The 12842-nt window shown below is 62.4% G+C and carries 11 protein-coding genes; 2 read left to right on the forward strand and 9 right to left on the reverse strand.

All coding sequences use genetic code 11. The features are described from left to right. Window positions 1-3: 3 nt before the first annotated feature. From CKO11_RS07170 to CKO11_RS07195, 6 genes are all read right to left on the reverse strand, one after another. Window positions 4-1581 carry a hypothetical protein gene (locus CKO11_RS07170; protein WP_223635318.1) on the reverse strand — a complete coding sequence of 526 codons (1578 nt, stop codon included), beginning with the start codon at window positions 1579-1581 and terminating at the stop codon, window positions 4-6. Further along, window positions 1578-3581 (reverse strand): acetyl/propionyl/methylcrotonyl-CoA carboxylase subunit alpha, encoded by a 2004-nt coding sequence (locus CKO11_RS07175; RefSeq protein WP_223635321.1) that lies wholly within the window; start codon window positions 3579-3581, stop codon window positions 1578-1580. Before CKO11_RS07175 ends, CKO11_RS07170 begins: the two co-directional genes overlap by 4 nt. A gap of 144 nt (window positions 3582-3725) precedes the next feature. Beyond that, the gene (locus tag CKO11_RS07180; RefSeq protein ID WP_223635571.1) at window positions 3726-3935 is read right to left on the reverse strand and encodes a hypothetical protein; all 210 of its coding nucleotides are present in this window, start codon (window positions 3933-3935) and stop codon (window positions 3726-3728) included. A 358-nt stretch (window positions 3936-4293) separates the two neighbouring features. Next, on the reverse strand, window positions 4294-4686 hold the full coding sequence (locus CKO11_RS07185) for a hypothetical protein (RefSeq protein WP_223635324.1): 393 nt from the start codon (window positions 4684-4686) through the stop codon (window positions 4294-4296). Between the two features lie 484 nt (window positions 4687-5170). Then, complete coding sequence (locus CKO11_RS07190) at window positions 5171-5596, reverse strand: DUF6497 family protein (RefSeq protein WP_223635327.1); 426 nt, start codon at window positions 5594-5596, stop codon at window positions 5171-5173. A 10-nt stretch (window positions 5597-5606) separates the two neighbouring features. Further along, complete coding sequence (locus tag CKO11_RS07195; RefSeq protein WP_223635331.1) at window positions 5607-7139, reverse strand: acyl-CoA carboxylase subunit beta; 1533 nt, start codon at window positions 7137-7139, stop codon at window positions 5607-5609. Window positions 7140-7417: 278 nt separating this feature from the next. Here CKO11_RS07195 and CKO11_RS07200 point away from each other — a divergent pair, with 278 nt between their 5' ends. Next, the gene (locus CKO11_RS07200; protein WP_223635334.1) at window positions 7418-8614 is read left to right on the forward strand and encodes a multidrug effflux MFS transporter; all 1197 of its coding nucleotides are present in this window, start codon (window positions 7418-7420) and stop codon (window positions 8612-8614) included. 55 nt (window positions 8615-8669) lie between these two features. Continuing rightward, the gene (locus CKO11_RS07205) at window positions 8670-10067 is read left to right on the forward strand and encodes a short-chain fatty acyl-CoA regulator family protein (protein WP_223635349.1); all 1398 of its coding nucleotides are present in this window, start codon (window positions 8670-8672) and stop codon (window positions 10065-10067) included. A 44-nt stretch (window positions 10068-10111) separates the two neighbouring features. On the opposite strand, the gene CKO11_RS07210 is transcribed toward CKO11_RS07205, so the two are convergent. The 3 genes from CKO11_RS07210 to betA form a co-directional block, all read right to left on the reverse strand. Beyond that, on the reverse strand, window positions 10112-10351 hold the full coding sequence (locus CKO11_RS07210) for a YdcH family protein (RefSeq protein WP_223635352.1): 240 nt from the start codon (window positions 10349-10351) through the stop codon (window positions 10112-10114). 103 nt (window positions 10352-10454) lie between these two features. Beyond that, a complete protein-coding gene (locus tag CKO11_RS07215; protein WP_223635355.1) occupies window positions 10455-11105 on the reverse strand; it encodes a thermonuclease family protein in 651 nt (216 codons plus the stop codon). Window positions 11106-11182: 77 nt separating this feature from the next. Continuing rightward, window positions 11183-12838 carry a choline dehydrogenase gene (betA, locus tag CKO11_RS07220; RefSeq protein ID WP_223635358.1) on the reverse strand — a complete coding sequence of 552 codons (1656 nt, stop codon included), beginning with the start codon at window positions 12836-12838 and terminating at the stop codon, window positions 11183-11185. Window positions 12839-12842: the final 4 nt, after the last annotated feature.

Below are 12842 nucleotides of genomic sequence, written 5' to 3' on the forward strand. Positions count from 1 at the left end.
CCATCACAGCCCCCCCTGCGCGTTGGTCGCGAAGGTGAAGACGGCGCCGGGCGGCAAGCTTGGTGCGAAGGCTTCGAGTTTTTTGCGCAGATCCACAGCCGCTTCGGCAGAGCTGGCATAAAAGGCAACCTCGTTGCCCCCCAATCGTCCCCGTGGCGCAAGGATCGACAGTGTCCCAAGCCGCACCCAATCGGGCCCGACGATGTCTTGGAACCAACTGTCATAGATCATCGCCAGTTGTGCGTTATGGCGTGCCATTACTGCCGTCGCCCAAGACGGGTCTTGCTGCTCCAGCCGGGCTTTCAGCGCCTCCAAAGAGCCAAGCCCCACCAGATCGACAACATAATGGTCGTTTTGCCACGCAACCCATCCCAGATCATTCACCGCGACGGGCGCATCCAGATATTCATCCACAAAACGCGCCATTTGCGCCTGTTGCAGATGCACCGATTGCGGGTTCCAAAGATAGCTGCGCCACAAATCTGGGCCATAAACCGCCCCGGCGCAAAGGCAGACAAGCCCCACACCAGCCGCGCCCCATGCCCCCGCGCGCCGCGAGAGCCCCGCACTCGCCAAAACCAAAGCCATTGTCAGCGCGGCGACAATGTAGATTTCATAGCGGCTCATCCCGCCCACCTGCCCCGCCAGCAGATGCGCAGCCCCGGCCAGCCCAACCACGCCCAAAAGCCAGCCCCGTGGCGTTTTGCGCATCTCAGCCAGACCAGCGGGCAGCCCGAGGCAAAGCACCGTCAGCCCAGCCAGCAAGACGCCGCGCGGATCTGCGAGATTTTGCAAAGGCGTCGCAATGGCACGTATAACCGGCCCCGCCTCAGGGATCGCCAGCGCGGTCTTGGCCTGCACCGAGGCGGGCAAGCTGCCCAGCCCCTTCGCCTGCAAAAAAGCGACGAATGCCGCGACCGGCAGCGCCGCCCCCAGCCCCAAAAGCACGGCGGTCCCAGACCGGCGATGCGCCGCCAGCACCAGACAAGCGAGCCCCGACAGCGCCAGCCCCTCGAACCGCAAAAGCGGCCCGACCAACACCCCCACGACCAAAAGCGCGCCAATGCGCCCCTCGGACAAGAAGTGCCAAAGCCCCAGCACCAGCGCCAAAGCGGCCGCCCCCTGCAGGCTGTGCTCCATGCCGGTATAGGCGACCCCCACGAAATTGAGCGCCAAAGGCCCCACCAGCGCCAATGCCCAGCGCCCGCCCGCCGGAAAGGCCGACCGCGCCAGCGCCGCCCCCCAAAGCGCGGCCATGGCAACCGCCCCGGCCATGTTCCACAAAAACGGCAGATAGCGCTGCCACGCACTGCCCGCGAAGGGCACCAACAGTGCCGGATAAAGGATCGAGCTATCGGCGGCGGCATATTCGCCGGGGTTCACCCCATAGCCGCCCGCTGCGATCCCCTCGGCCATTGCCAGATGGATATAGACATCATCAAGCGGGTATTCGAAGGCCCCCGCCAAGGAAGACGCCACGCCCTGAAGCGCGGCAAACCCCGCAAGCGCCACGAGGCCAGAGGCAAGGACCAAGGTCCCTGCCCCCTCCGCCTGCGGCACCTTGCGGAGCGTGTCGGTCATTCGAACTCCATGATGACGTCATCGACCTTGAGCGACGCGCCCGCCTCGCAATTGATCTTGCTCACCACACCTTTGCGCTCGGCGCGCAGGATGTTTTCCATCTTCATGGCTTCGACCGTGGCCAGCGGCTGCCCCTCTTGCACCTCGTCGCCTTCCTCGACCGAGATTTTCACGATCAGGCCGGGCATCGGGCAGAGCAGCATTTTCGAGGTATCGGGCGGCATCTTTTCGGGCATCAGCTTGGCCAGCTCGTGCTGGCGCGGCGTTTGCAGCCAGACCTTAAGATCGGCGCCGCGCACCCGGATGCGGAAGCCCATCGGGATTTTGCCAACTTTCAGCACCAAGGGCGTGCCATCGACCGTCAGCTTGGCCAGCGTCTTGCCCGGCGTCCAATCGCTTTCGACCCGCAGGCAGGTGCCATCCTCAAAGGTCACCGACGAGCCCGCCTTATCGGCGGCCACTTTCACCGGGAAGCATTCGCCTTGCAGGCACACCATCCAGTCATCGCCCACGACCCGCTCGTGGTTGCCCAGCGTACCCGAGATTTTCGTGCGGCGAATTTCGGCCACGCGATACATCGCAGCGGTGGCGGCGGCCACGCGCTTGAGCATCTCGGCCCCCAGCGTCACGCCTGCGAACCCCTCGGGGTATTCTTCGGCGATGAAGGCGGTGGTGATATTGCCCGACACGAACCGCTCATGGTCCATCACAGCAGCGCAGAACGGCAGGTTGTGGCCAATCCCCTCAACCTCGAACGTGTCAAGCGCCAGGCGCATTTCCTCAATTGCTGCCGCGCGGGTCTCGCCCCAGGTGCACAGCTTGGCGATCATCGGGTCGTAGAACATCGAAATCTCGCCACCCTCGTACACGCCGGTATCGTTGCGCACGATGCCATCGCCTGCGGTCGGGCCTTCGACGGGGGGCTGGTATTTCGTCAAACGGCCAATCGAGGGCAGGAAGTTGCGATAAGGGTCTTCGGCGTAAAGACGGCTTTCCATCGCCCAGCCGTTGATCTTGATATCTTCTTGCGTGAAGGGCAGCTTTTCGCCCGCCGCGACGCGGATCATCTGTTCGACAAGATCGACACCGGTGATGAGTTCGGTCACCGGGTGTTCCACCTGCAAACGGGTGTTCATCTCAAGGAAGTAGAAGTTGCGATCGCCATCGACGATGAATTCCACCGTCCCCGCCGAGGTATAACCCACCGCCTTGGCCAAGGCGCAGGCCTGTTCGCCCATGGCCTTGCGGGTGGCTTCATCCAGAAACGGCGAGGGCGCTTCTTCGATGACCTTTTGGTTGCGGCGCTGGATCGAGCATTCGCGCTCATGCAGATAGACGCAATTGCCATGGCTGTCGGCCAGCACCTGAATTTCGATGTGGCGCGGCTGCGTGACGAATTTCTCGATGAAAATACGGTCATCGCCAAAGCTGTTTGCGGCCTCGTTTTTCGACGATTGGAAGCCTTCGCGCGCCTCTTCGGCATTCCACGCGATCCGCATCCCTTTGCCGCCGCCGCCCGCCGAGGCTTTGATCATCACCGGATAGCCAATCTCATCCGAGATTTTCACCGCCTCTTCGGCATCGGCAATCAGCCCCATATAGCCGGGCACCGTGTTCACGCCCGCTTCTTTGGCCAATTTTTTCGAGGTGATCTTGTCGCCCATCGCCTCGATCGCCGGGGACGGCGGGCCGATGAAGGCCACGCCTTCCTTTTCCAGCGCAGCGGCAAAATCCATCCGCTCCGACAAGAAGCCATAGCCCGGATGCACCGCCTCGGCACCGGTCTGGCGGATCGCATCCATGATCTTGTCGATCACGATATAGGATTGGTTCGCGGGCGGCGGACCGATATGCACCGCCTCATCGGCCATCTTGACGTGCAGCGCCTGCGCATCGGCATCGGAATAGACGGCCACCGTCTGGATGCCCATTTTGCGCGCCGATTTGATGACGCGGCAAGCGATCTCGCCGCGGTTGGCGATCAGGATTTTCTTGAACATGGTCAGTCCCTTCCTCCGGGCGCGTCTCTCCCCGCGCCCCCCTTGGTAATGGCGGTGTCATTGGCGAAAACAAAACGGCCACCGGGGCGGAAAGCCCCGATGGCACGCGTAACAGGCCTGACCGCGCCGGGCGCGGAGGCAAAATCAGTAGCAGGGGTTGCCGATACCCGCGTTGCAGGTCGCGCCGCCGGCCAGCGCACCAAGCGCTGCGCCGGTAAGAACATTGTTGTCGGTCGCATCGGCAAGAAGGCCACCGGCCGCCGCGCCCGCGATGGCGCGGTCGCCTTGCGTTTCCATACAACCGGCAAGCGCGGTGATGGCCAGAAGAGAAAGAATGAGGGTGCTGCTGCGCATGGTGAACTGCCTCCATTGGCGATTGTGATTGCCAATGAATCTAGCGCGGAACGCGCCGCGCACAAATCTTTTTCGCAACATGTCGTGGTAAGATTTCGGAGATCGGCAAAGCCTTGCGCATGGCCCCAAAGACGGGGACGCGCATGTGCGGCGGATGCCTGCTTGGTGCCGGATGTCTGCGGCCCGAACGGGACCCCGGGCCGCAGACCAAGAGCATGGGCTTTCAAAGACGGCGCGGCTTCGAAACGCGGCGTCCTGTGGATTATTTGGGGACGCGCAGCGCAATTACAAAAGCGCACAGGCGCTTTTTTGCAAGAATCGGCAATTTCTTGCCGAAAATGCGGCGCATTCCCCGGCATCAATCCCAATCCTCGTCGTCGAGATCATCCCATTGGAAGGTTTCGGGCTCTGCAAAGACCTCCGGAAAGGCCGCTTCGGCGCGCGCGCGGTCGACCCGCAAAAGCTGGTCATAGGAACAGGGGTCGGCCGGTTCTTCGGCCCAGACGACCTCGCGCCCGATCAGCCAGCTTAGCCGACCGGCATCCAGATTGCCGCGTTCGAACGGCTCTTCGCCAAAATGATCCCACAGCGCCGCCAAAAACCCCGCATCGGCGCGCCGGTCGGCGGCATTGCGGTCCTTGTAGCGTTCGCGGCGAATGATCTTGGTCGCGCCCTGCTTGTTGGCGCGCCGGATCGTGAATTGATAGTCAGTGCCCGGCAGGCGGGACGGAAAACCACGGTGTTTCAGCATGATGTGCCTCCTTTGCAAGCGGCATGGCACATCAGATGCGCCCGGTTCAAGCCGGGCGTGAGCCTGGGGGCAAGGCGCGGGCCCTGCCCCCGAAGCGCTTTAGTATTTGCCGGTTTGCACGGGCTCGATGGTGACCGGCTCAACCGGCTCCGGCTTCGGCGCGCAAGCGGCGACAAAAGCGACGAGGGCAACAGCGATGAAAACTTTTTTCGACATGAGTGTCTCCTGACCGGGCCGACATGGGGGGGAACGGTCGCCCAAACCACGCCCGCCACAAAGGTGATGCGACGAGAACGATTCCCGTCACCGGCCAGCGTATCGCGGCTTTCGTCTTCAAAGAAGGGGGGATTTTTCAACATCTTGGAGAGCGATTTCGCCCCCGCGGCCGCGTCCAAAGCGCCACGGCAGACCGGGCGCATCGGTGCGACCAGCGCGCCCGCGCGGCCCGCCTCCGTCCTGCCCTGTGGTGCCGCGACTACGCGCATCAGTAAAACTCCCAGACACAGGCCCCGTGCTGCACGGAAAAGGCCTCAAAGAACTGCACCGCGTCCTCGTTTGGTTCGCCAAACGGCACTTCGCGGTCTGCCAGATCAAGCACGATCTCGGCGGGTTGCGGCCCCATCTCGGGCAGCCGCGCCAAAACATAGCCATCACACAAGGCCTGTAGGTCCGCCGTGGCCAGATCCGGGTCATAGTCCGGGCCTGCCAGATCGGGCGCAACGAAGCGAAACCGCAAGGTCAGCCCATTGGGGCCTTGGCTATCGCGCAACGTCTCGAACCAGTGCACCGCCAGACCCGAAGGCACGGCGATGGGCTCTTGTGCATAAACAGGCCGGGCAGCCATCAAGACCAGGGCGACAAGCGCCACCCCGTGCAAGGCTTTGACCAACTGCCCGGCCCCACGCCCCATTCCGCGCCCCTCAGAGCGGAATGTTGTCGTGTTTCTTCCACGGGTTAGCGAGCTTCTTCGAGCGCAGGCTGGCAAAAGCCCGCGCCACCCGGCGCCGCGTCGAGGAGGGTTTGATCACCTCGTCGATGAAACCGCGCTCGGCCGCCACGAAGGGGTTGGCAAAGCGGCTTTCGTAATCTTTCGTGCGCGCCGCGATCTTGTCGGGATCGCCCAGTTCCGAACGATACAGGATTTCGGTCGCGCCTTTGGCCCCCATCACCGCGATTTCGGCGGTGGGCCAAGCGTAGTTGAAATCGCCGCGCAGGTGTTTCGAGGCCATAACGTCATAAGCACCGCCGTAAGCTTTACGGGTAATGACCGTGACTTTCGGCACCGTCGCCTCGCCATAGGCAAAGAGCAATTTTGCCCCGTGCTTGATGACGCCGCCATATTCCTGGCCCGTCCCCGGCAAAAAGCCCGGCACATCGACCAGCGTCAGGATCGGAATTTCGAACGCATCGCAGAACCGCACGAACCGCGCGGCCTTGCGCGAGCTGTCAATGTCGAGACAGCCCGCCAGCACCATCGGCTGGTTCGCCACGATCCCAACCGTTTGGCCTTCGATGCGGATGAAGCCGGTGATGATATTGCCTGCGAAATCGCGCTGAATTTCGAAGAAATCGCCCTCGTCGGCGATCTTGGTGATCAACTCCTTCATGTCATAGGGCATGTTGGGGTTGGCCGGGATCAGCGTATCCAGGCTTTCCTCGACCCGGTCGACCGAATCGAAGAACGGGCGCACCGGCGCCTTTTCGCGGTTCGACAGCGGCAGGAAATCGATCAAGCGGCGGGTCTCGGCAATCGCCACCACATCGTTTTCATAGGCGCCATCGGCGACCGAGCTTTTCTTGGTATGGGTGCCCGCACCGCCCAGTTCTTCGGCGGTGACAACCTCGTTGGTCACCGTCTTCACCACATCGGGGCCGGTGACGAACATGTAAGAGCTGTCTTGCACCATAAAGATGAAATCGGTCATCGCGGGCGAATAGACCGCACCGCCCGCACAGGGGCCCATGATCAGGCTGATTTGCGGCACCACGCCCGAGGCCATGATATTGCGCTGAAACACCTCGGCATAGCCCGCCAGCGAGGCCACGCCCTCTTGGATCCGCGCCCCGCCCGAATCGTTCATGCCAATCACCGGCGCGCCGTTTTGCATCGCCATATCCATGATTTTGCAAATCTTCTCGGCATGGGTTTCGGAGAGCGAGCCGCCAAAGACGGTGAAATCCTGGCTAAACACATAGACCATGCGGCCGTTGACCGTGCCCCAGCCGGTGACGACGCCATCGCCCGGAATATGCTCTTTTTCCATCCCGAATTCGGTGCAGCGATGCGCCTTGAACATGTCGAATTCTTCGAACGAACCCTCGTCGAGCAGAAGTTCGATGCGCTCGCGCGCGGTCAGCTTGCCCTTTTTGTGCTGCGCTTCGATGCGGCGCTCCCCGCCCCCAAGGCGCGCGTTGGCGCGGCGGGCTTCAAGCTCGCTCAGAATGTCTTTCATTGCGGTCCCCTCCGAGAATTTCAATGCAACCTAATGGAACGCAACATTGTTACCAAGAGGATTTCCGAAAATTTGCAAATTATTCTCAGCGCTCGCGCTGCGAATTGCAACATTGCAAATACCCCTCAGGCCCGTTGAAACAGGGGTCAGGCCCCCCAATCCCCCTTTCCCGGGCCAAATCATGCTTTTGCGCCGGCGCCGCCACAGGCGACGCGCATTCTTGTGACGCATACATTTCTGCCGTGGACAATATGACGCGCGCCGCCTAGCGGCTGTGCATGACGCCGTTTGACCGTAAGACCCCCCCGCATATCGTGACCTTGGTGCTGGCCACCGGGCTTGCCGCGCTAAGCCTCAATATCTTTTTGCCCTCGCTGCCCGGCATGGCACGCCATTTCGGTGTCGATTACGGGGTGATGCAACTGACGATCTCGGCCTATCTGGCGATGTCGGCGGTGGCGCAATTCCTGATCGGCCCGATTTCGGATCGCTATGGCCGCCGTCCGGTCACGCTTGCGGTGGTGGCGATCTTTACCCTTGCCTCGGTCGCGGCGCTGTTCGCGCCCACGGCAGAAAGCTTTTTGCTCGCGCGGTTCGTGCAATCGGTGGTCGCGACCACCTTTGTTTTATCCCGCGCCGCCGTGCGCGACATGGTCCCCGGGCCCGAAGCGGCCTCGCAAATCGGCTATGTCACCATGGGCATGTCTTTGGTGCCAATGATCGGCCCGGCGGTGGGGGGCGTGCTGGATACCGCCTTTGGGTGGCAGGCGAACCTGATCGTTCTGGCCGTTGCTGGCGCCGCGCTATACGCGCTGGTCTGGGCCGATATGGGGGAAACCGTGGCGGGTGGCGGCTTGGGCTTTCGGGCACAGGCGCGCGCCTATCCGGTGCTGATCCGCTCGCAACGGTTTTGGGGCTATGCACTTTCGGCCTCGGCCTCGGCGGGGCTGTTCTATGCTTATCTGGGCGGGGCGCCCTTGGTGGGGGAAAAGGCCTTTGGGCTCAGCCCGGTCGAGGTGGGCTATTACTTCGCCCTGCCCTCTTTAGGTTATCTGGTGGGCAATTGGCTGTCGGGGCGGTTCGCCACCCGGCTCGGCATGGATGCGATGGTACTGGCGGGCACAACGCTGGCCACGGCGGCGCTGGCGCTGGCGCTGGTGGCGGCCCTGGCCGAGGCGCTGCCGCCGATCTTGTTCTTTTCCATCGTCGCGATCACCGGCGTGGGCAACGGGCTGGCGCTGCCCTCGGCCAATGCGGGCATGATGTCGGTGCGCCCCGATCTGGCGGGCACCGCTTCGGGGCTGGGCGCGACGCTGACGATTGGCTGCGGCGCGGCCCTATCCAGCCTGACCGCCGCGCTGGTGGGCGATCATGTTTCGGTGCTGCGGCTGGTGGCGGTGATGTTCGGCTCCTCGGCGGTTTCGGTTGTGATGATGCTGTGGGTGCGCCGACGCCGCCGCGCGCTCGGCATTTGACGCCCCGGCTTTGCAAAGCATACACTGGCTTTGCAAAAGCGCGGGGGAGGCGCCGATGGCAACGCAAAAACTTTACGCGGGCGTCAAGCTACGCGAAACCCGCGCACGGCTTGGGTTGACGCAAAAAGCCTTTGCCGACCGGCTGGGCGTGTCGCTGCCCTATCTCAACCAGATGGAAAACAATCACCGCCCGGTTTCGGCGGCGGTGGTGCTGGGCCTTGCGGGGGAATTCGGCCTTGATGTAACCGAACTGTCCGCAGGCGATGCCGAGCGTCTGGTCAGCGATATGCGCGAGGCTTTGGCCGATCCGGTTTTTGCCGATGGCGGCACCCCGCCCTTGGCCGATTTGCGGCTTGCGGCCTCCAACGCGCCCGCGCTGGCCCGTGCGTTTTTGGAACTCCATCGTTCCTATCGTCAGGCGCATGAACGGCTGGCCTCGCTGGATGAAGCCTTGGGGCGCGAGGGCGCGCAGACGGTGGTCAGCCCGTGGGAAGAGGTGCGGGACTTCTTTCATTATTGCGACAACTATATCGATGCGGTGGATCGCGCGGCAGAACGTTTTTCTTGCCCCGATGGCAAACGGTTAGACCCGATCCCGCGGGCCATCGACGCCCTGGCCGCCCGCGGGGTCGCGGTGCAGTTTTCCAACATTTCCGAATTGCGCACCCGCACCGGCGACCAGATCCAGCTTTCCGCCAATGCCAGCCGCTCGACCCAAGCTTTCCAGCTTTTGCATCAGGTGGCGCTGCTGACCCAAAATGAATTGCTGGAGGCCACGCTCGATCTGGCGCGGTTTCAATCGGACACCTCGCGCCAGATCGCCAAGATCGGGTTGGCGAACTATTTTGCCGGTGCCGCGCTGCTGCCCTATCGCGCCTTTTTGGAAGCGGCGCAGGAGACCCGGCACGATCTGGAACGGCTGGCCGATATTTTTGGCGCCAGTATCGAACAGGTGGCACACCGGCTTTCAACCCTGCAACGCCCCGGCGCAAAGGGCATTCCCTTCTTTTTCGTGCGCGTCGATCAGGCGGGCACGATCACCAAGCGCCACTCTGCCACGCGGCTGCAATTTGCCCGTTTCGGCGGCGCCTGCCCCTTGTGGAACGTTCATCAAGCCTTTGAAACACCGACGAAATTCCTGCGCCAACTGGCAGAGACCCCCGACGGGGTGCGCTATCTTTGTCTGGCACGGGACGTGTCGAAAACCGGGGGCAGTTTCACCGCCCCGGTGCGCCGCTACGCGATCTGCTTGGGCTGCGAGGTCAGCCATGCGCGCGGCATGGTCTATGCCGATGATATGGAACTGGGCAACCCGCGCGCCTATCAGCCGATTGGCATTTCGTGCCGCATCTGCGAACGCAAGGAATGCCACCAGCGCTCGGTGCCGCCGCTGGAACGCCGCCTGACGGTGGACCCCGATCGCCGTGGCCTGCTGCCCTATGATATCGCATGAAAAAAGCCCCGGAATATCCGGGGCTTAAGCGCAGTTTCACAGGCTCAGGAATGGTGCAGCATATAGGCGATTTCATCCTTGATATGCGCGCGCTGCTTGCGCAGATGCACTTCGGCAAAATGTTCGAGCGGTTCGACATTGGTCTCGGCCCGATGCACCTTGTCATTCACTTCATCATAGTCTTCCAGCAATTTTGCAAAGTGCAGATTGACCACTTTCAAACTATGCACTTTTTCAATTTCATACGGAAAATCTTCGCCAAGCGTATGCGGTGTGTTGGACATTGGGGCTCCCCTTCCCTTGTGTTTATAAGGAAAGCCTAGGGGCGCGAGTCGGCGCGGGCTTTGACCCGTGTCAAATCGCGCTTCAGGTTAGCGCAATCATTCGTCAGCGCTTCACCGGTCGCCAGCCTGCCGCACGCGCCTCGGCTTCGGTGCAAAACCACCGCTCGCCCTTGCGCGTATCGATCTTTGTCACGGCGTAATCGCGCGAGGCGGTGGTGTGAAAAATCCGGCCCGCGCGCGAGATATTTCCCTTGATCACACAGGCACCCGGCGGCGGGTCCCCTCCGGCCAGGCGCGCGCCACGGCGCACGGCGGCAGGCGAAAGATGCGCCCCCGCCCAAATGCCCCGCATGGCCGCCCGGGCCGCCGCTTCTGCGGCCACATAATCTTGCGAATATTTGCGATAGGCTTCGGCAAAGCCTTCTTGCACCAGCGCCCGATTCAGATCGCGCCCACCGGCTTGGCAGGTGGCAATCAAACGGTCATAGCGGTCATAGTCTTCGCCCACACAGCGGGTTTCGCCGCGCGCGGTCATGCGCTGCAACGCCGCCGTTGCCGCCGCCCCGCAGCGCCAATCGCGTCCCGCCGCATCCTTGCACAGTTGCGCCTTTTCGGGAGCGTCGATCCCATGCAACCGCACCCGGACCGCGCCAATCGCCAGCGTGTCGCCATCAATCACCCGCGCAGGGCCCTGCACCATCTCGGCCGAGGCCGGGAGTGCCATCACCATGATCAGAAAAACCCACTTCACCATGGCGCGACGCTACCGCGCGCCGCGCCACGTGCAAGCAAATTCGGTAGATCCCCTTAACGAAACCGCAAGATGTAGCGTTAACGCTGCGCGGTTTGCCAGTTCGGATTAATCCAAGGTTCGACATTTTCTGCGGCCAAACGGCGGCCCAGAATATGATCCGCGACCTTTTCCCCCACCATAATCGAGGGGCCGTTGAGGTTGCCATTGGTGATGCGCGGGAAGATCGAGCTATCGGCAACGCGCAGCCCCTCGACCCCGATCACGCGGGCCTCGGGGTCGACCACCGCCATCGGGTCATCGGCCCGGCCCATGCGCGCCGTGCCGCAGGGGTGATAGGCGCTTTCGGCATGTTCGCGGATGAAAGCGTCGATCTGCGCATCGCTTTGCACATCGGCGCCGGGCTGGATTTCGTGCTTCACATGCGGTTGCATCGGCGCTTGGGCAAAAATCTCGCGCGTGAGCCGCACCACTTTGCGGAACTCGGCCCAATCATCGGGATGCGACATGTAGTTGAAGCGGATCACCGGATTGTCGGCCGGGTTGGCGCTGCGCAGGGTAACATTGCCGCGCGATTTTGACCGCATCGGCCCAGTATGGACTTGGAAGCCATGCCCCTCGGCGGCAACCTTGCCATCATAGCGCACGGCAAGCGGCAGGAAGTGGTATTGAATATCGGGATATTCAACGCCCTTGTCGGAACGAATGAAGCCGCAAGCCTCGAACTGGTTCGATGCGCCCAGCCCGTTTTTCATAAAGAGCCATTGGGCGCCGACCGTCATCTTGCCCCAAAGGTTCCAGTATTTGAACAAGGTCACCGGCTCTTGCGCGGCAAATTGCATATAGATTTCAAGATGGTCTTGCAGGTTTGCGCCCACGCCGGGGCGATGGGCCAAAACCTCGATCCCATGCGCTTTCAGATGCTCGGCATCGCCGATGCCCGACAGCATCAAAAGCTTCGGCGTATTAAGCGACGAGGCCGCGAGCACCACCTCGGCCCGGGCGCGCAGCACCTGCACTTTGCCCTTGCGTTCAAACTCCACGCCCACGGCGCGACCGTTTTCGATCACCACCTTGCGTGCCAAGCCGCGCACGATCTGCAAGTTGCCGTTCTTGCGCGCGGGCCGCAGATAGGCATTGGCTGTGGACCAGCGGCGCCCTTGCCAGATCGTGGCCTCCATCGGACCAAAACCTTCTTGCTGCTGGCCATTGTAGTCCATCGTCACCGGGTAGCCCGCCGCCGCACCGGCTTGGATGAAATGCTCAAAAAGCACGTTTTCACGAGGCCCGCGTGTCACATGCAGCGGGCCTTGATGGCCGCGCCAGGCGGCATCGGCGCCATCATCCTCGCCATGCCAGTTCTCTTGCCGCTTGAAATAGGGCAGCACATCGGCATAGGACCAGCCGTTTGCGCCCTGCTCCGCCCAATGGTCAAAGTCGCGCGCATGGCCACGCACATAGACCATCCCGTTGATGGAAGAAGACCCCCCGATCACCTTGCCGCGCGGCGTAACCAAACGGCGGTTGCCCAGATGCGGCTCGGGCTCGGTGGACATGCCCCAATCGTAAAGCCCCATATTCATCGGGTAGGACAATGCCGCGGGCATCTGGATGAACGGCCCCCAGTCAGAGCCGCCATGTTCGATAATGACGACTTTTTTCCCGGCCTCCGAGAGCCGATAAGCCAGCGCCGAGCCCCCTGAGCCCGCCCCAACGATCACGTAATCCGCTTCCATGCCG

The organism is Rhodobacter sp. TJ_12 (assembly GCF_020023995.1).
Taxonomy (GTDB): domain Bacteria; phylum Pseudomonadota; class Alphaproteobacteria; order Rhodobacterales; family Rhodobacteraceae; genus Rhodobacter.